This is a genomic window from Vibrio sp. EA2, from assembly GCF_033042495.1.
GTDB lineage: Bacteria > Pseudomonadota > Gammaproteobacteria > Enterobacterales > Vibrionaceae > Vibrio.
Genome location: NZ_JAWLID010000004.1, coordinates 47115 through 65783, shown reverse-complemented (window position 1 = coordinate 65783; position 18669 = coordinate 47115). Strand labels below are relative to the sequence as shown.

General features: G+C 45.2%; 20 protein-coding genes. 9 read left to right on the top strand and 11 right to left on the bottom strand.

Annotated features, from left to right (window positions below; translation table 11 throughout):
* Positions 1–36 precede the first annotated feature (36 nt).
* From RXX31_RS11280 to nagB, 4 genes are all read right to left on the bottom strand, one after another.
* Entirely contained in the window at positions 37–867 is an 831-nt protein-coding gene (locus RXX31_RS11280; protein WP_317589433.1) for a hypothetical protein, read from the bottom strand.
* Positions 855–1724: an ABC transporter ATP-binding protein gene (locus RXX31_RS11275; protein WP_317589432.1), complete on the bottom strand. Its 870-nt coding sequence runs from the start codon at positions 1722–1724 to the stop codon at positions 855–857. The genes RXX31_RS11280 and RXX31_RS11275 overlap by 13 nt, the downstream gene beginning before the upstream one ends.
* A complete protein-coding gene (locus RXX31_RS11270; RefSeq protein WP_317589430.1) occupies positions 1721–2092 on the bottom strand; it encodes a GntR family transcriptional regulator in 372 nt (123 codons plus the stop codon). Before RXX31_RS11270 ends, RXX31_RS11275 begins: the two co-directional genes overlap by 4 nt.
* A 309-nt stretch (positions 2093–2401) precedes the next feature.
* Entirely contained in the window at positions 2402–3202 is an 801-nt protein-coding gene (gene nagB / locus RXX31_RS11265) for a glucosamine-6-phosphate deaminase (RefSeq protein ID WP_176292173.1), read from the bottom strand.
* Positions 3203–3582: 380 nt separating this feature from the next.
* Between nagB and RXX31_RS11260 the strand changes: the two genes are divergently transcribed.
* A complete protein-coding gene (locus tag RXX31_RS11260; RefSeq protein ID WP_317589428.1) occupies positions 3583–3834 on the top strand; it encodes a DUF3081 domain-containing protein in 252 nt (83 codons plus the stop codon).
* Positions 3835–3982: 148 nt separating this feature from the next.
* On the opposite strand, the gene RXX31_RS11255 is transcribed toward RXX31_RS11260, so the two are convergent.
* Positions 3983–4336: a DUF413 domain-containing protein gene (locus tag RXX31_RS11255; protein ID WP_237314431.1), complete on the bottom strand. Its 354-nt coding sequence runs from the start codon at positions 4334–4336 to the stop codon at positions 3983–3985.
* 148 nt (positions 4337–4484) lie between these two features.
* On the opposite strand from RXX31_RS11255, the gene RXX31_RS11250 reads away from it, so the two are divergent.
* Positions 4485–5378 (top strand): LysR family transcriptional regulator, encoded by an 894-nt coding sequence (locus RXX31_RS11250; protein ID WP_264908047.1) that lies wholly within the window; start codon positions 4485–4487, stop codon positions 5376–5378.
* A gap of 239 nt (positions 5379–5617) precedes the next feature.
* Here RXX31_RS11250 and RXX31_RS11245 read toward each other — a convergent pair whose 3' ends face one another.
* Both RXX31_RS11245 and RXX31_RS11240 read right to left on the bottom strand, forming a co-directional pair.
* Positions 5618–6061: a DoxX family protein gene (locus RXX31_RS11245; RefSeq protein WP_014233447.1), complete on the bottom strand. Its 444-nt coding sequence runs from the start codon at positions 6059–6061 to the stop codon at positions 5618–5620.
* Positions 6062–6412: 351 nt separating this feature from the next.
* Positions 6413–6616 (bottom strand): hypothetical protein, encoded by a 204-nt coding sequence (locus RXX31_RS11240; RefSeq protein ID WP_014233448.1) that lies wholly within the window; start codon positions 6614–6616, stop codon positions 6413–6415.
* Between the two features lie 194 nt (positions 6617–6810).
* Here RXX31_RS11240 and RXX31_RS11235 point away from each other — a divergent pair, with 194 nt between their 5' ends.
* Complete coding sequence (locus RXX31_RS11235) at positions 6811–8178, top strand: DNA-3-methyladenine glycosylase 2 family protein (protein WP_317589420.1); 1368 nt, start codon at positions 6811–6813, stop codon at positions 8176–8178.
* On the top strand, positions 8175–8657 hold the full coding sequence (locus tag RXX31_RS11230; RefSeq protein ID WP_317589419.1) for a methylated-DNA--[protein]-cysteine S-methyltransferase: 483 nt from the start codon (positions 8175–8177) through the stop codon (positions 8655–8657). The genes RXX31_RS11235 and RXX31_RS11230 overlap by 4 nt, the downstream gene beginning before the upstream one ends.
* A 125-nt stretch (positions 8658–8782) precedes the next feature.
* Here the strand turns inward: RXX31_RS11230 and RXX31_RS11225 are convergent, their stop codons facing one another.
* On the bottom strand, positions 8783–9391 hold the full coding sequence (locus tag RXX31_RS11225; protein ID WP_317589418.1) for a YitT family protein: 609 nt from the start codon (positions 9389–9391) through the stop codon (positions 8783–8785).
* A gap of 344 nt (positions 9392–9735) precedes the next feature.
* Between RXX31_RS11225 and RXX31_RS11220 the strand changes: the two genes are divergently transcribed.
* Positions 9736–10131, top strand: coding sequence for a GFA family protein (locus RXX31_RS11220; protein WP_317589416.1), 396 nt, complete (start codon positions 9736–9738; stop codon positions 10129–10131).
* A gap of 6 nt (positions 10132–10137) precedes the next feature.
* Here RXX31_RS11220 and nhaD read toward each other — a convergent pair whose 3' ends face one another.
* Both nhaD and RXX31_RS11210 read right to left on the bottom strand, forming a co-directional pair.
* Positions 10138–11568: a sodium:proton antiporter NhaD gene (gene nhaD / locus RXX31_RS11215; protein ID WP_317589414.1), complete on the bottom strand. Its 1431-nt coding sequence runs from the start codon at positions 11566–11568 to the stop codon at positions 10138–10140.
* A 410-nt stretch (positions 11569–11978) separates the two neighbouring features.
* The gene (locus RXX31_RS11210; RefSeq protein WP_317589412.1) at positions 11979–13004 is read right to left on the bottom strand and encodes an acyltransferase; all 1026 of its coding nucleotides are present in this window, start codon (positions 13002–13004) and stop codon (positions 11979–11981) included.
* Between the two features lie 250 nt (positions 13005–13254).
* Between RXX31_RS11210 and RXX31_RS11205 the strand changes: the two genes are divergently transcribed.
* Together RXX31_RS11205 and RXX31_RS11200 are read left to right on the top strand one after the other, a co-directional pair.
* The gene (locus tag RXX31_RS11205; protein ID WP_317589410.1) at positions 13255–13845 is read left to right on the top strand and encodes a TetR/AcrR family transcriptional regulator; all 591 of its coding nucleotides are present in this window, start codon (positions 13255–13257) and stop codon (positions 13843–13845) included.
* 130 nt (positions 13846–13975) lie between these two features.
* Positions 13976–14833, top strand: a complete 858-nt coding sequence (locus RXX31_RS11200; RefSeq protein WP_317589409.1) for an alpha/beta hydrolase — start codon at positions 13976–13978, stop codon at positions 14831–14833.
* Positions 14834–14935: 102 nt separating this feature from the next.
* Here RXX31_RS11200 and RXX31_RS11195 read toward each other — a convergent pair whose 3' ends face one another.
* Positions 14936–17485 carry a glycosyl hydrolase family 18 protein gene (locus RXX31_RS11195; protein WP_317589408.1) on the bottom strand — a complete coding sequence of 850 codons (2550 nt, stop codon included), beginning with the start codon at positions 17483–17485 and terminating at the stop codon, positions 14936–14938.
* Positions 17486–18001: 516 nt separating this feature from the next.
* On the opposite strand from RXX31_RS11195, the gene RXX31_RS11190 reads away from it, so the two are divergent.
* Together RXX31_RS11190 and RXX31_RS11185 are read left to right on the top strand one after the other, a co-directional pair.
* Entirely contained in the window at positions 18002–18286 is a 285-nt protein-coding gene (locus RXX31_RS11190; RefSeq protein ID WP_317589406.1) for a pyrimidine/purine nucleoside phosphorylase, read from the top strand.
* Between the two features lie 91 nt (positions 18287–18377).
* Positions 18378–18662, top strand: coding sequence for a hypothetical protein (locus tag RXX31_RS11185; protein WP_317589405.1), 285 nt, complete (start codon positions 18378–18380; stop codon positions 18660–18662).
* The last annotated feature ends 7 nt before the right edge of the window (positions 18663–18669 follow it).

The window sequence follows — 18669 nt, the reverse complement described above, 5'->3', positions numbered from 1 at the left end:
GACCTTTTTTTTGAGGCCCGTGTTGATGTGCTATCGCTAATTTATGGTTCGGCTGATTCTGAGACTTGCCGCCCACGCGAGTAAGCCAATAAAAGCATAAATTCCCATATTGGTTTTTCCTACCTCAGTAAACGCATCCAGTGCGTTAGGAGCGATGATGGCATGGAAAGGTAGGGTGAATATCTCAGAGAAGAACTGATCCACTCCGTAATAACCAAACAAAGCGATCGGCATCCAGCGCAACGCATAAATGGCGATAAATAAGATCACCAGCGGTGAGTTTACTTTTTGTGAGATGACCATCGTCGTTAGAGCTAAAGGTAGCAGTAATAAGCCTGCCAGACCCATTCTTAATAGAAACTCGATCCAGTGCAGCAATACGTACCCAATTGATGAATAACGATATAAGAAACCGATCTGATGATCGGTGCTGACGTTCAGAGACCACAACATAAAATCGGCGATGATGACCAGAACAGAACATACCAAAGGAATCACCAGCAGGCCGAAGACGAGTTTCACTACGTGCATCTGTACATCGCTGATTGGCATACTACGCCAGAACATGATACTGCCCTCAGAGCGCTCTTTACGCAGCGTTCTAGGGAAGTATTGTGTACCGAGCAGAATGGAAAGCAAGCCGGCACCACCAGCAATAAGTGAACTTAATTCTTCTCCCAGCTGCTTTTGCATGCCATCAGCATCACCACCAACACTCATTTGAAAGAAGAAATTGTGCTGAAGGTTCGAGTTACTCATTAAACCGATAAACAACAAGGTCCCACACACAAACATAAAAAATGGCACGCGAGATACGAGAGGGTTTTCTAACCATTCTTTATTTAACATCGTCATTATAGAACGCATTCATCCACCCCCTTTTGCAACGCGAGAAACAGATCAGCCAGTGTTACACCATGAATGTCACCCAAACCTTCGACTTGTGCCGCATACCTTGAGTGGAGCAGCCATTTGGTTGTGCCAAGTCCTTTTTGTGAAGAGAGGGGGTGCATTGCTTCAATTTGCAGACGTGATGAGTCATTGGCCTCGAGGATAAAGTAATCCTCGTGGATACTATCCATCGACGCTTGCAACACGGAGTGACCATGCTTGAGGATCAGAACGTCCGTCAAAAGGTGTTCAATTTCGGCCACTTCATGGCTGGCGATGATCAATACTCGATCGCCATCGTGAAACCATTCTAAGAGGTGACGATAGAAGGTATCCCGATAAACCAGATCTAAACCGAGCGTCGGTTCATCAAGGATCAGTATTTGCGTATTAGTCGCGATGACTATCGCCAGATGCAGTTGCACTTTCATCCCTTTGGACAGGGCTTTAATACGAGATTTTGATTTGATATCCGTCTGGTGGAGTATCGCATCGGCTTTGTGGCGGTCAAAGCCTGGGTGAACCCCTTCGGTATAGGCCAGCAGCTGTTCGACAGTCATCCAGTCTGGCAGTACGTTCACATCTGAGATATACGACAAGTGCTGCATGATCTTGTGTCGCTGCATAATTGGCTCATAGCCGTTGATACGGATCGTGCCTTTATACTCATGTGCGCCGAGCAGCGCGTTAATTAACGTCGACTTACCGGCGCCATTATGGCCGAGTAAACCGAGTACCTGACCAGGATGCAAGTCAAAACTGATATCGTGTAGCGTTTCTCCTTGTTGGCTATAGTGTTTGGAGAGGTGCTTGACACTGACGGTTGCGTTCATTGGTCACCTTTAATCTGTAATTTGAGTTGTAGGATAAGCTCGTCAAGTGGCATATCCAGGCGCTTTAATGTATCGGCTATCTGAGGGATCTGTTCATTAAGGAAACGTTGCTTTTCTGTGGTTAACAAGCGTTGTTTTGCCCCCGTTGAGACAAACATACCCTGACCAGGCTTCTTCTCCACGACGCCTTGTTCAACCAAGAGCTGGTAGCCTTTCATGACAGTAATGTGATTGATTTTCATATCAGCAGCGACGCGGCGCACAGAAGGCAAAGCTTCGCCCTCTTTCCACGTCCCTTGTAGTATTTGCTGAGTGAGCCGGTCAGCCAACTGACGAAAAATCGGTTGGCGATCATGCCACTGTTTCATGATGAAACCCTTTGGCCGAATTGGTGTTATATATAGATATAACACCTTGAGGGTTATTTAGAAAGGGTGATGCAACAATAAAAGAGAATCATGGTTTGATTGATTGCGTACGATATTTTTAATACTTTTACTTCAAAAAGGTAGCGCCAATCTGATTGAAGTCGATCCAAGTGAACTTGAGGAGCTGGATGAGGTGTTACCCCAATGATTACGCCAGTCGGTCATCAAAGCGTAGTGGGCTATAAACAAAAAACCCGTGAGTGATCACGGGTTTTAATTTTCTAGTCTTTGCTAAAAGCTTAGCGACATTTAGAAACCTTTGATGTTTTCTGCTTCTAGTTCAGAGAAGTACTTTACTGTCTTCACTTTTAGTTCTTGCTGAGAAGGCTCGTCACATACGATTACGGCTTTCGGGTGCAGTTGAAGCGCTGAAACTGTCCAAAGGTGGTTCACGCAGCCTTCTACCGCAGCTTCAAGAGCAAGTGCTTTGTTATGGCCTGTTACTAGGATCATTACTTCTTCAGAATCCAGAAGTGTACCAACGCCGATAGTCAGAGCGTATTTTGGAACTTGGTTAATGTCGCCGTCAAAGAAACGGGAGTTCGCGATACGAGTGTCTTCCGTCAGAGTTTTGATTCGAGTGCGAGAAGAAAGCGACGATGCTGGCTCGTTGAACGCGATGTGACCGTCATTACCGACACCGCCCATGAACAAGTTAATTTTACCGTAAGATTTGATCTTATCTTCGTAGCGTTTGCACTCTGCATCGTGATCGTCAGTATTGCCGTTGAGCAGATTGATGTTTTCTTCTTGAATATCAATGTGGTTGAAGAAGTTGTTGTACATGAATGAACGGTAAGATTCAGGGTGGTCGGCTGGGATACCGATGTATTCATCCATGTTGAAAGTCACAACGTGCTTAAAGCTTACTTCACCCGCTTTATGCAGTTCAATCAATGCATTGTAAGTTGCTAGAGGAGTGCCACCAGTAGGTAGACCCAGAACGAATGGACGTTCAGCCGTAGGCTGGAAGTCATTGATGCGTTTTGCGATGTGCGCTGCTGCCCACTTACCTACTTGTGCTGCTTGAGTTAACGGGATAAGTCTCATTTTGTGCCCCTAGTAATTAAATTTAAGATGTTCTGAAACATTAATTCGCATTATAAAATAAGTTATCTGTAACTGCTATTGTTTTAGGTCAAAAATTTGTTTTTTCTTTGACCGCTGTTGTTTTTATCAACAATTAAGCCAGATAAAAACGCTAAAAAAGGTCAGCATGTCGTTTTTAGCTTCTTATTAGCTTAGAGGGTATTGAGGTAAATTTCATAGCTGAAATTAAGTTTCTATCAGGTGACAATTCGGCTAGCGGCGCAAAAAAGTAATAAGTATCGACAAGCATGAGGATATTTTGATTTGGGATAACTATGACTATGGCGAGGTGCAAATTCCTTATCCATAATTAAGACGTGTGTACTGGTAAGGAAATCGCTATGAAAAACGAGTTAGATCCGAGCAAAGTATTATCGGCATACGAAAACATAATGGACAACGGTACCCCGACTGAGTTTGGTAAGATCTACGAAGGGGTGGAGGCGTTTTCTGATTATGATGGCTATAACGTATTTTTGAGAGGAAACGGTGTTGAGTTAAAGGTGGGCTTCCACAATACCTACAATCTTGAGTACGATCAGGAACACTTGAAGGAGAGTTTCTTGAAAAAGATTGCCATGCTCGCCAAATAGACCGGCTCGGCTGGATGTGCAAATAAAGCCCTCGGAAGAACGCGACCTTGGGCTTTAGGAGAAGAAAAAATTCCAAACGTTCACTCTAAAGCGAATGAACGCTTGTCTAAGTCTGCGACTTAACTACCTATTAATTGGTACAGTTTAATTAATCGTCTTCAACCAAACTCTCTTCCGTGTAGTCTTCCGCAGCTTCAGGTTTATTGCGTCCGTTCAGCGTATGGAAGCGCTTGCGACCACGAGCGAGTTGCGTGTATTTTAACCACGTACGCTCAATTTTGGTTTTCGCTTTGCCTGGGTGCTCTAACACCTTAACGAAGTGTTTCTCTTCGCTGTTTTCAGGTGTTAACTCGCCTGTTTCCAGACCAAGCATTGTATCCCCATAAATTGTTAGGATTTCCTCTTCTGCAAGAGTAAAATCACCAGACTTTGCAAATCCGCGTGGGAATTTTACGTTATCGTAAAATCGTTTTTTGCCATGACGGAATTCAGTGTCAGACATGTCAACAGCCTCTGTAACCGTTATTGATGAATGTAATGAACTAAGGCGAAAATTAGGCGTAAAGCTAACAAAAGAAAAACAAATTTTTTTTATCGTCATGATTTTAATTAGTTGTTAATCTGGTTTGATATTAACCAGGAGATGGTTTATGGATGTAAAGGTCTTTCGAACATTTTTAGAGCTGGCAAGGGTTCGTCACTTTGGACGTGCCGCTGAGAACTTATATATTACCCAAGCTGCAGTGAGTGCTCGCATCAAGCAACTGGAAAGTTATTTCGATACTCAATTGTTTATTCGTGATCGCAATAACATAAAGTTAACCTCTGCGGGCGAGCGTTTAATTAGTTATGCCGAGGTGATGGTCACCACATTGCAGCAAGCCAAGCTGGAACTGTCACTCGATGATGGCAAAGCGCTGCAACTTACCTTAGGTGGTACCGCGAATATTTGGGATGCGTATCTGCAGAACTGTTTAAGTGTGGTCACCGATTCTTTCGGCGGCTATGGCTTTATGGCGGAAGTCATGGGGCGTGAAATGCTCAGCCGCAGCCTGTTGGAGCGTACTTTGGATATGGCATTTGCTTTTGATCAAATCAAAGCGGATGAGCTTAACTGTAAAAAAGTGGCCGATGTTGTGCTTGTTTTGGTGTCGACGGAACAAGATTCGCTAGATACGGTATTTGATAAAAAATACGTATACGTTGACTGGGGAACCCGTTTTGCTTCAGAGCATTCGGAGCGTCACCCTAAGATCCCAGCGCCATTCTTACGGACCTCTACTGCGCGTATTGCACTGGACTTTATTCTAGAAAAGGGTGGGGCGGCCTACTTGCCAATATCTCTAGTAGAGCCATTTATTGCGAATGGGCAGCTCTATAAGGTGTCTGGAGTAGAAGACTGGCATCGTCCTATTTACTTGAGCTATCGCAAAGCCAGCTCGTCTGTGGACGCGATTAAGCAGGTTGAAGAGATTGTAAAGGATATCGATCCGCTTACCGCCTACAGCTTGCAGCAAATTGGCTCGGGATTGTCTGACGAGTAATCCATATTGGCTTTTACTGATCATGAAATAAAATGCCCCTGATGCAATATCAGGGGCATTTTTGATAAAAGCTGGGTTAAGCAAAGTCGAATACCAGAGCTGCAGTCTGGGCGTTGGAGCAGTTACTGAACGTCCCCGTATTCTGTTGCTCAATCTTTGCTGAGTGGCATTTGCAAGCTTGTTCAAATACGGGGTTCAGAGTGGAACTGCACTCTGAACCGTACTTCCAAGAGGGGAAACTAAGAGAGCTTCTTGTTTAAAAGGTTATCCAGACCTGCTTTACCAGCACCTGAGAAAATCAGAGAAACGCTCGCTGCTAACAGTGCTAATCCAAACTCATAACCGTTGTTTGCCAGGAACAGACCGTTCTCGAAGTGAACCGAGAAAATCGCGATAAGCATGGTAAAAGAAAGTACGGTCGCTGCTGGTCGAGTCAGTAAGCCTAACAGAATAAACAAGCCACCAAAGAACTCACCACTACCTGCTAAGAAAGCCATTAAAACACCTGGGCCTAAGCCAATTGATGCCATCCACTGACCAGTGCCTTCCAGTCCGTAACCGCCAAACCAGCCAAACAGTTTCTGCGAGCCATGCGCCATAAAAATGATGCCGATAGGAATGCGAAGCGCCAGTGTGCTGAAACCTGCGTTTGATGCGGTGATTTTTTGTAGAAGTGCCTTCATGATTCTGTCCTCATACGATGTTTTTTGAGCGGGAGTCCATTCTCCCTTGCTGTTGAGTACAGTTTAGGTTGAGTTAACACCAGAAAAAATTGGGGTTATTTGATGTTCTAGTTCAATAAATTTGAACTAGAGGGTTTTTGTCTTTTAATTCATGTTATTAAGGTTTTATTCTGTGTTTGTTTTTCCTATAAATATCGAGCTTTATTCATCACTATGTCATTTTTTTCGAAAGAGAGAGGGGAGTTCACTTTGGCGATAAATCTATGAAATTTGGATAAAAAAATAGAGCACGGGGCTGGTGCTCTATTTTTTCGATATTGATGAGGGAGGAGGCTTTCCCGGAAACAAGAATTAGAGATTCATCAAACTTTCAAGCGACTCCTCTACATTGTTGTAGTGATAGGTTCTAATATTACCCCCATCCGTCGTATTGATTTGAATTTCTGAAATCTCGTTATTTGAGTCTCGCTCTATTATCCCGATAGAATGATCAACGGATTTACTCGTAATAACCTTTTGGTTTCTAAGCACAATTACGCAAGTGTGTAAGTCCATACCAATTCCCTTTTAGCCGACGTTGTTGTGATGTTCTGGTGTTAACTTTAGTGTAGAAATACACTAATGCCAACCAATCTCAATATTGAGTTCCGAAAATGGCCAGCCTATATCATCGCCTAGTTCTACAATGAACATATAACCCATTGAGTAGATGGATCGCTCGTTAATACAGTGTACGCAAGGACAGCATCATGCTTATCAATCCTTATACGTCATTGACGGTTGAGCAGTGTCAGAAAGCGCGTATGTCGCGTGATAGCCGTTTTGATGGTCGATTTTATATTGGCGTGAAAACGACAGGAATTTTCTGCCGACCAATTTGCCCGGCCAATTTACCGAAAGAAGAGAACGTCGAATATTTTACGGACAAAACCCAGGCTATTAAGGCTGGCTATCGTCCTTGTTTGCGTTGCCGGCCTGATAGTGCGCCGGGATCGTGGGCTTGGAAAGGTGTGGAAACCACGTTTCAACGGGCTATTTCAATGATTGATAATGGGGAACTGCATCATCACTCAGTTTGTGAGCTTGCCGCTCGGGTAGGGATTACCGACCGTTACTTAAGAATGCTGTTCGAACAGTATCTGGGCATGTCACCCAAGCAATATGCTCAGTACCAGCAATTGATGTTTGCCAAACAGTTACTGCATTCCAGCTCTATGCCTGTCACCGATGTCGGTTTTGCCGTCGGTTTTAACAGCACGCGCCGGTTTAATGATGCTTTTCAAAAGTATCTCAAGTTAACGCCTTCTCAGGTACGACGAAATGAGTTTGAAAAACTGGCAACGAACCGGATCGTGTTACCTTTTCGCGGTGAATTTAATTGGCAGCATATGTTGAATTTTTATCGCTTAAGAGCAATAGACGGGGTGGAAATGCTGACTGATGACAGCTATAGCCGTGTGGTTCGTATTGCGGGGAGCAAAGCGTGGTTTAAAGCGACCAAAGGTGAAAGCCACCTAGAACTGGATTTTGAAATTGAAGATGTCGCCAAACTGCAGAATCTGGTGACCAGCGTTCGGCGAATGTTTGATCTTGACGCTGATATTTGCACTATAGAGCGACACCTCAACTATGCTGCTCCGGGAATTGTGAAGAGCCACGGGATTCGTATTCCGGGTGTATGGAGCACATGGGAAGCGGGTGTTCGGGCAATTTTAGGCCAGCAGGTTTCGGTTAAAGCGGCGATTGGTCAGCTCAATCTGTTGGTAGAAAAACTTAGCGAAGAAGGGGAAGCTCGCTACTTTCCGGAGCCAATTGAAATTGTGAATGCGGATGTGAGTTTTTTACGCATGCCCCAAAGTCGTAAGAATACGCTAGTGACCTTTGCCCAATTTATGTTGGATAATCCGCAAGCGGACCCACAGCAATGGTTAGAGATTAAAGGCATTGGCCCCTGGACGGTGAGTTATGCCCGTCTTCGCGGAGAATCTCAACCTGACTGTTTTTTGCATAACGACCTAGTCGTAAAAAAGGTTATGCAGCGCTACCCGTCGCTCAACAATTACACTGCTTCCCCTTGGGGGAGTTATGCGACTTTTCACATATGGAATCAATCATGAAAACAAACTATACCGAAATGCCCAGTCCGTTAGGCACCGTAACCATACAGGCCAACTCTGATGGCCTACTTGGTATTTGGTTTGAAACCTGTACGACAAAACCGGATGACTTGGGTGAGCGTAACGATCATCATCCCGTCCTTAGCCAGACGGTTGTTCAGTTAGAAGAGTACTTTTCTGGGTTGAGGAATGAATTTAACCTGCCTCTGGCGGCGGCAGGGACGGATTTTCAAAATCAGGTCTGGCATGCACTAACAACCATTCCTTACGGAGAAACCTGGAGCTATCAAGAGCTTGCAGATGCAATAGGCAATCCTAAGGCCGTGCGTGCCGTAGGGCTGGCCAACGGGAAAAATCCAATTTCTATCGTTGTTCCCTGTCATCGTGTCATTGGTAAGAGTGGGAAATTGACGGGCTATGCTGGTGGTGTTGAACGCAAGCAGCGCTTACTGGCTTTGGAACAGGGCAAGCTTCTGTGATTGTAATGGTAGGTTGGAGAAAGGCATCTGCGTAGATAAGTTGATCCACTTTCATTGAGCAAACAAAAAGCCCCGAGGCAATGTATCGGGGCTTTTAGGATTAGAAGTTTGGTAAGGAAGCCGTTTTATACTTCCTGAGGCTTGGGTTGGTAACGTCCAGGCTTATGATTCATAGCAAGAATCAGGTTGATGATGATTGCTCCCATCACTGATAACGCGATGATGTAAACATCAACAATAAATAGCGACATGACGACGATAGCACAATCCAGCGCCATCTGTACTTTGCCCGCCCGAATACCAAAACGTTCCTGTAGAAACAATGCCAGAATGTTGAAGCCGCCAAGGCTCATCTTGTGGCGAAAGATGACCAGCATGCCCATCCCGATCAAACCACCTCCCAGAAGAGCCGCATACACCATATCGATTCTGGAAATCTCAATAACATGATGCAGATGATCTACGGCGAAAGAGACTATCGTCACTGCGATAAAGGTATTGATCGAAAAACGCCAGCCCATACGGGTTACCGACAGAATGTAGAACGGGAGGTTAAGAGCAAAAAAGATTTGGCCAAAACTGTAATCACTCACTTTGGTGAGGAATATCGCTAAGCCCGCCGTACCGCCAGTCAGTAGTCCGACTTTGCTGAAAATAATGACCCCTAGCGACACCAGCGCACTGCCAAGCGTCAGAGCTAAGAGGTTCTCTCTAAAGCTATGATCTTTATCCATAAAAATTTTTCCTTGGTTTAAGCCCTTCCAGCCACACAGGTAGCTAGAATTAGGGATACGGTCGCCAAAGTGACAACCAAAATTATTTAACGTAATTGATAGGAACCGGGTGACTTTAAAGCTTTAGGACAAGCGGGAGGCGGTTGGCGATATTTCAGGAAAGAACACCGTCGCGAGTATGCACTGTCCACCTCACTGTCACTAAAGTAAGTCGTGGTTACTTGCGCATAAAATGTCTTGAAAAGTGACCAATGTCGAGTTTTCAACAAACATTAAACTTTTGTGGTCTGTTTAACATAATGTACACATTGTAAAGTTGAGCGAAAAAGACCAAAGGAAAAGTCATGATAAAGCGAGTTGGATCAACTGAAATTAAACCTTTACACAGGTTGACCTGTCATTGTGGATCTGTAGAGCTAGAACTTTCTCTGCCTAATGGCATTGAAAAACCAAGACGGTGTGACTGTTCGATGTGCTGCCGTCGTGGCGCCATTGCAGCTTCAGTCCCTGTGAAGGGAATTCGAATCGTTAGAGGTGAAGAGAAACTCAAGCTTTATCAATTCAATACACATACGGCAAAGCACTACTTCTGTCGTGAGTGTGGTATTTATACCCACCATCAACGTCGCTCAGACCCTACTGAGTTTGGCTATAATGTTGGTTGTCTTGATGGTGTTAATCCCTACGAATTAGGCGAGATTGAAGTGATGGATGGCGTGAACCATCCATCAGATCGATAAACGGGGTCAGTTAAATAGACTGCCGTTCATCCATAAATGCGCGGCAATGCTGGCAGCGTAGCCTAAAGCGATGACTGGCGCCCACTTTAAGTGGCCAAAGAAAGTGTATTGGCCACGAGCCGCCCCCATCAACGCGACGCCTGCCGCTGATCCTATTGAAAGTAAACTACCGCCCACACCTGCGGTGAGCGTAACCAGCAGCCAGTTACCGATAGACATATCAGGTTGCATGGTTAACACCGCAAACATCACTGGGATGTTATCCACGATGGCAGAAAGTACACCGACCATGACGTTAGCCCATATTGGGTTCCATTCGGTATACATCACATGAGAAACCAGCTCTAAATAACCGAGTAAGCTTAACCCTCCCACGCACATCACCACTCCGTAGAAGAAGAGTAAGGTATCCCACTCCGCCCGTGAGACACGGTGGAAAACATCAAATGGCACCACAGAGCCAATTCGTTTCAGGGCTTGTTCATCTCCATTGGCGATGGCGATGGCGGTTTTTTTTGCCAAGGACTGTTTGAGCGTTTTACGCAAGAAGTAACCAAAAAACTGTAAGTAGGCTAAGCCCATCATCATTCCGATCACGGGTGGGAAGTGGAGTACCGCATGGAAGGAGACGGCAGTGGCAATAGTCAGAATGAATAACAGCACAATACGCCGAGCCCCACGCTTGAGTTCCACATGTTCATGTTTGGTATTTGGTCTGGTATTCGGCACAAACAGTGACATCAAAAAGGCAGGAACCAAATAGTTGACCAGAGAGGGGATAAACAGAGGAATAAATTCAGCAAAGCTGACATGGCCTGCCTGCCAGACCATTAAGGTCGTGATATCACCAAAAGGGCTGAATGCACCACCGGCGTTGGCTGCGATGACGATATTGATGCAAGCCAGATTGACGAATTTCGGGTTGTCGCCAGACACTTTCATCACAACAGCACACATTAACAGTGCGGTTGTTAAGTTATCCGCGATAGGTGAAATAACAAACGCAAGGAAACCGGTCAGCCAAAACAATTTTTTAAAGCTAAAACCTTTTCCCACCATCCATGCTTGTAAGGCGTCAAAGAGTCTTCGCTCTTCCATTGCGTTGATATAAGTCATCGCCACTAACAGGAACAGCAGTAACTCTGCGTACTCAAGCAAATTGTGCTCTAACGCAGCCTTAGCCACATCCTGTTGGTTGTGTTGTGTGAAGGTGTATCCAATTAGAATCCAAATTAACCCCGCGGCGAGCAGCACTGGTTTGGACTTTCTCATCTTGAGATACTCTTCGAGCATAACCAGAGCATAAGCAATAGAGAACAGAACCAAAGCGGTATAGCCAACGGTAGAATTGACTAAGTTGAGATCATTGGTGACCGCTGCCAAGCTGTTGCTTGAGAATAACAAACAGCAGAAAGCCACAATTGGGTAAATTGGCATAGACATTTCTCCCTTTCTTGTTGGAGAAATAGTAGCCATAAATGAAGGAGTTAGTTGTGAGAAAGCTCGAATTAACGGTAGGATCAGGCAATTATGCCACTATTTTCTTAGTGACACGATACCCGCTACGCAACATAGAATGGCCGCGGCATACAAGCCGTAAGTTAGCCAATGGCTTATTTCTAAAAAAGGAGTAATTCCTTGAGATGCCCACATACAGCCTCCGTTAAATGAGCAGTGTTTTATTAATTGGGTCAATCTAAAGGAAATGCTCGATGTTTTTTGTGAGTATCGACAAAATTATTGAGGAACATCGAGCCAAATTTTAACCAGTGAGAGATCTCTCTCATTTTTTATTCGCTTGCCCTAACGAAGGTGTCAGAGCAAACTATGGTTCGCATTTTATTGATTTATCTAAGTAATAGTTTTCTTAGCGGTGAAGCATCAATCCCTTTAACTAAGAGTAATGTGGCGACGATGGTGGTTGAGTAAACAAACGCATCTTTAGCCAAGTTTTGTAATTCGAGCATACCCGCCACATTCATCATCACAATTACCACCAATAGGTGACTAACGTAGATTCCTAAGATGCTTGGTGACCATTTTAGCACCCATGGCCTATTACCAAAATTAGGGTTAGCAAGTAGCCACATGAAAATACCAAGTGACCAAATAACGGTCCCAAATAAGAAATCATGGCTATTAAATACAACGTTATACTGCATCAACCAATAGGCTTCTGCAAAGTGAAGCCCCAAACCAATCGCCATCAGGAGCAAGGCATTACTGTTAGACCATTGCCATTGTTTCTCTCTGGCCAGATAACCAAGCACAACCAGTAATGTGCTAAAGAAAGGGCCATTACGTGTGAAAAAGGGAGCTGGCAGTTCAGTTAATGTAGAGTAACTTCCTGCGAAAACTCCATACACGTAAAATAATAAAGCGATAGGAAGTAGGAGGCGTGACTGCCCAGCTTTGACCAGAAAAACGATAAGTGTCACGGCTATCAGGAGTGCCGGCAGGAACCACAAATGAACCAAGCCTCCTTCTAGCAATGAATTAATCGGGGATTGCATCAGATAATCCCAGTAACCTTGTCGCTCTGCTAAGTAACCCACTTCAGAGACAGTCTGCCATCGGAACGGTACGACTAGGCAAATCACACTCCACACCACCCAGATCCTGATTAACGGTTTGGCATAGCTCTTCAGTGTTTCAATTGGATTGGTACTGAGTTTTGGCTGAATCAAATAGCCAGAAATAAGGAAAAACAAAGGAACCGCAAAACGTGACATCTGGTTAATGATGTAACCGACCCAAGGCACCTCGCCCCATTGCCAGTATGTGAGAGCCATCTGACAGTGAAGACCAATTATCGCTAACATGGCGATGATTCGGGCAAATTCTAAACTGGCGATCTTCTTTTTGGTTGTCATAAATTACTTACCTGAACATAAAACTATTCAGCGAAAGTACCAGTTCTCAAATAATGGTGTATGTGAAGAAATCAACCCATGCTCTCTTGGTTATCGGTAATGTTTTAAATTCAGACGTAGTTCAAGCTTCTTATTTATATACCTATCACGGAACTCAATATACCGATCGTTGCATTTGTTCTTGCCGGTAAATGGTTAGACCAGAACACTAAGCCTTGCATAAAAGAACGACCGTGCTAAAAATACTGTTATGAAAAAAGGAAAAGTAACCAAAGAGTTGATTCTGCAGCGCGCTTTCGAGATTGCCAGTGAGCAGGGTTTAGAGAGCCTGACGATTGGTGAGCTAGCAAAACAGTGTGGGATGTCGAAAAGTGGCCTGTTCGCCCATTTTAACTCCAAGCTGAATTTACAGCTTTCTGTATTAGAGTATGCGAATCAAGTATTCACCTCTCGGGTCATATCGCCAGTGCGAGAGCTGGGGGACGACCATATCGAGAGAAAGATCCGTGGGTTATTAGATTCCTGGATGACCTGGAATCATGCTTTTCAGGGTAGTTGTATGTTTCTTGATGCGTGGAACGATACGGCAGAGGAAGATTGTCCTTTGCAAGCCGCATTGAGAAAGTCCATTAATACGTGGTTGGACTACTTAGAAATACAAATTGCCAAGGGTAAAGAAAATCGAGAGTTTTCAGGCGAATTAGACACCAAACAGGCAACCTTTGATTTGTACGGGCAGTATCTGAGCGCGCATGTGTTTTATTCGATTAAAGGCGAGGCAGAGAGTCAGAGACTGTTCTGGCAAGGGATAGATAACTTGTTTGCTCGTTGGAAGGCGTAAGTATCCCGTTTCCAGTCTGTTAAAACACAAACACAATCAAAATTTTAGATAGAGCGACAGAGTTCGCTCTTTCTTCTCAGTACAAAAAGCACGACCGTTCTATTTTGTGCTGCTAGTTAAAGGAAAGATCATGAGCGACAAAATTTACTTTAATACATCGCAGCGCTTTAGCGTTAAACGTAGCTTGGTTAATATCAGTACCCGCCTGCATCACACTCTGGCACCGTCACACGCCAAAAGTACCGCAAGAAAGCTCCTTTTGACGCCGGTGCGTACTAAACCAAAAAATGCCGAGCCTAAAGGTCTGATCAAAGATGAGATCCAAGGCTTTGATGGTGTGATTAAAACCTATTCCTTCGGCTCTGGTCCTATTTGGATTCTGACTCACGGTTGGTCAGGCACAGCGAGCCAGTTTTTTCCTTTAATGGAACATATTGCCGCTCAAGGCTTTACTGCTTTGGCTTATGATCATCCAGCGCACGGTGAGAGTGAAGGTCAGTACGGCCATATCCCTGGCTTTATTCGTGGCCTGGAAGATGTGTTGGATTCTGTTGGCGAGATTGCGGGTTTGATAGGGCACAGTATGGGTACGGCCTCTGCACTTGAATGCCGACACAGCAAACTGGAAAACAAACCCCTATTACTTATCGCGCCAGTTCTTAACTACGTGGAAAACCTGTTTAGCAGTATTGCGCGCTCGGGATATTCCATGAAACTGTTCAATGCAGTGGTATCCGAAGTGGAAGCGCAGTTTGATTACCCGTTACAGTCAATTGACCCACTAAAACGCCTTTCTGAGCGTGAGTCAGTGACGATTATTGTTCACGATGAGCAAGACAAGTTCACTAAACACAGTATCTCAGCAAAAGCGGCGGAGGACATCGCCAATGTTGAGTTGGTCACCACGCAAGGTCAAGGCCATGGCCGAGTCATGAAGTGCGAGCAAGTGTTCCAAAGTTTTGACCGCTTAATCGAATCTAAAGCGTAGCGATTTTATAAAAATAAAGGACAAGGAAGCGAGTGCTGCCCTTGTCCTTTAAACATCATGATTATGCTTTAGCTTTGTAGAAAGTAGCCTGGCTAGTGCGGCTTAGTTGCAGTTCGCTGTGCCTACTTGTTTCCAAACACCCCATTCACCTGTCGTTGTTGGGTCCTCGCCGCGAGTCCACCACTTCGCCTCCCAGGTACTGCCAGCATGAGTCACCTGATCACCCCCTGTGTAAACCGCATCTGAATCCCAAGCGTTATCACATGTGCCCGTATTCGGATCTGTGGTGTATTGTGCAACGACTATGGTTGTACTTGCTGTCGCGGATGCTTCACCGTCACTTACACTCACCGTGAAGTTTAGGCTGGTATCCTCGGAGTACTCAGCAGCAGTAAAGGTCACTTTCGCACCTTCAACGGTCGCGTTTAAACCTTGTGGTAGCGTCCAGCTAAACGTGAGTGTGTCGTTGTCTGCGTCGCTAGATCCCGATGCGTCTATAACCACAACCTCACCTGCATTCGCTGTTGCTGGAGCGGTGATTTGTGCAACTGGCACTGTGTTTTGAGGTGGTTCGATAACGCCTGCTGGCTTCACGGTGACCACAACAAGAGCAGAAGCGGTTGCACCTTCGTTATCTGTTACTGTGAGTTTGAACGTCAGTTGTTCTTCTGCGGTTACTTCAGCCACATCAAAGCTTGCGTTCGCACTATTTGCTCCAGTCAGGGTTACTGCTGTACCAGATACTTGTTCCCAAACGTAGCTGGCGATCGTACCGTCAGAATCGCTGGACTGGCTGCCATATAGCATCACGGTTGCTGGCCCCGTAACGGATTGATCTGCGCCAGCAGTTGCTGTTGGAGCACGGTTTGGTAGTTCAATAACCGCACCGGACATTCCTTCGTGCATGGCATTTAAGATATCGCCGTTATCCGCATCAATCTCCCAGGAGAATAGGCCGGCAAGCCCAAGCGTTTTAGCGTAGTTACCTTTTGCTAATACTGAACGATGATCATCAAAAGTAATCAGCTCGCCCGTTGAGCGGTTCCATACCCACGGCGCTTCTGCGAGATCATCGTAACCGTATTCAAAGCCGTTAATACCAGTGCTACTTTCACCTAGCATGAATGACTTAATGCCTTTGTAATCGATAACGCCAGCTTCCCAAACGCCTTGTGTGGTGCTGCCTTTCAGCTTGCCTGTTGCTGTACCTGTCATTGGGTCATTTGGATCGGTCAAGGTGTCTGGAGTGACGCCTTCCCAGCCACGACCATACATGGCAGTACCCAGTACCAGTTTGTTGGCAGGGACGCCTTGGGCGAGAAGAAGCTGAATACCATTGTCTGCAGTATAGGCTGGCCCTTTGAACGGTTCGCCGTTTTCATCTACACCGCTGCCATCACACTGACCTGGTCGCATGAACGAACCACAGTAAAGCGCAGTTTGATGACCCGGAACGTTGTTCCAACCGCCGTAGAAGTCATAGGTCATGGCGAAAATGTAATCCATGTATTGGGCCGCGTCTGCGTAGTCAACGTCTTCGATCTTGTCGTAACCCACTCCAATGGCTGAAGTGAGTTCGTATGTTCGGCCTGTCTCTGCCTCTAACTCATCCAGCATTGCACGTAGTTCACGCATTAAAGCAACATATGCCGGACCATCGTTGACGGGGTCGCCTCGGTCTGTCGCTGCACCGCCGCCGCCAGGGAATTCCCAGTCAATATCGACGCCATCGTAAAACTTCCATGTGTTGAGGAATTTTTTAACCGACGCCACAAAGGTATCGCGATTGGCTTTATCGACGAAATCAAAGAACGGATCAGACAGAGTCCAGCCACCAATCGATGGGATGATTTTCAGCTCAGGGTTACGTTGTTTCAAGGCCATCAGCATTGCGTAGTTGCCCTTGATCGGAGTGCTGTATTCATGACTGGCTTGTGGGAAGCTCTTTTGGTACGCTGCCCATGGGTCATGAATAACGACTTCATAATCAGGTACGCCGTTACAGGCGGTTTGCAACGCGTTAAAGCTATTCCCGCCAACGGATTTAACGGATTCATTAGGGCCACAAATTGGGATGAAGCCGTAAAGGATGTGGGTTAGGTTGTCTGCCGGAATATTGTCTACGGTGTAGTTACGGCCATAAATGCCCCACTCAACAAAGTAAGTCCCCATCACCACGCTAGGGTCTGTGCTGTAAGATTTGTTGTTTGGATCCACATTCATCGTAAGCGGTTTTAAGTGCGAGCCATCAGTGTCAGCGATGGTAATTTCAGCCGGGGCACTTCTCGCACAACCTGTTTCATCACACGCTTCGATCTCCATTTGATACAAACCGCCTTGACCATATTCGAAGTTGGCGGTGGTTTGGCTACTGGTAATGGCGCCAGTGGCAACTTGGGTACCATCAAAGTAGATGTTGTATGTGTCGCCCGTCGAGCCGCTCCACTGGTTGAATGTCACCGCAATCTTTGCTTGGTCATGGTAGGTCACCATATTGTGGTAACCGGATGTGGTTTCCATGGCCAGTTCAATTTTAGAAAACTGAAGGTTGTTGGAACCGTACAGATCAATACTTGGTGCAGTTGGAGCAGCGACAGTCGCTCCGGATAATGCCAAAGCAACGCCTGCGGCACATAGGTTAAATCGAATCATAACTTCTCTCTATCCTTAGATTCATGTTCTATCACAAACACAATCTGCTCTTACGCCAAAGTCCGGCACCACTTGCAAAAGCATCACGTTTAGCATTTCAGAGAGTTTTTTTTCGTCAAAAAAAATCAAAGCGTTTTTCGAGTCACTTGAGAGAAGTTAAATAAAACTCGTACGCTGTTGCACGTGAAATACAATCTTGAGTCAAGAATCTAAAAATACTCTGCAGAAGCAGTATTTATCGTTTACGCACTTAAAGATATATCAAAATGAAGCATAATTATTTGCCTGAATATCTTGGGAATAATTACATCTAAGGGCGTTAAGAGTGTGAGGACTCAGGTGCCACATTACCAATTTTTCATGCCTAAATAGTCACCAGTTCTGATGTGCTATGCATGGTATGCAGACCTGATTATGAATCTATTTGTCACTAATGTTTAATTAGAAGGCTTTATGGGCTTGAGTCGTGGAGAAAAACAGGGTAAAAAAGGTCAGATTTTTAATGAGGGAACGATAATGAGTATCAAGGAAAACAGCTATTTTGCAGGCGGTGTGAAGTCACTAGGTTTTAGTCAACACGAGCAAGAAGTGAGTGTCGGAGTGATGCTTCCAGGAGAGTACACGTTTGGTACGCAAGCTCCAGAGCGAATGACCGTAGTAAAAGGTGCCCTTATTGTTAAACGTGTAGGTGAAGCTGACTGGACAACATACAGCAGCGGTGAGTCATTCGACGTAGAAGGCAACTCATCGTTTGAGCTACAAGTTAAAGACGCGACAGCTTACTTGTGTGAATATCTATAACACACCGTATTGAGCAGTGAATTGAAGCCACCTTCGGGTGGTTTTTTTGTGTGTATACTTATTATGTACTCATCCACTCAAGGAGGACGTGATGTCAGTACAACGCAAACACACCGATTCTCCTCCGCGTTATGCGGATAGCGACTTTACTACAGAGCAAAGGCATCGCTTTACTGCGGTGGCGAATGCGGCGCAACAGCGGCGAGATGTACCCGAACGAGTACGAGAGAAAGAAGTAATAGAGGCATTGAGCAAACAAGCCTTTAAGCCTATCGATACTCCACAACAAAAAACACCTAGCCGAGCACGCCAGGTTATTATCTTGCTGGTTATTCTACTCGTTGGTTTATGGGCGATGTACAGGTTCGCTTATTAGAATTATT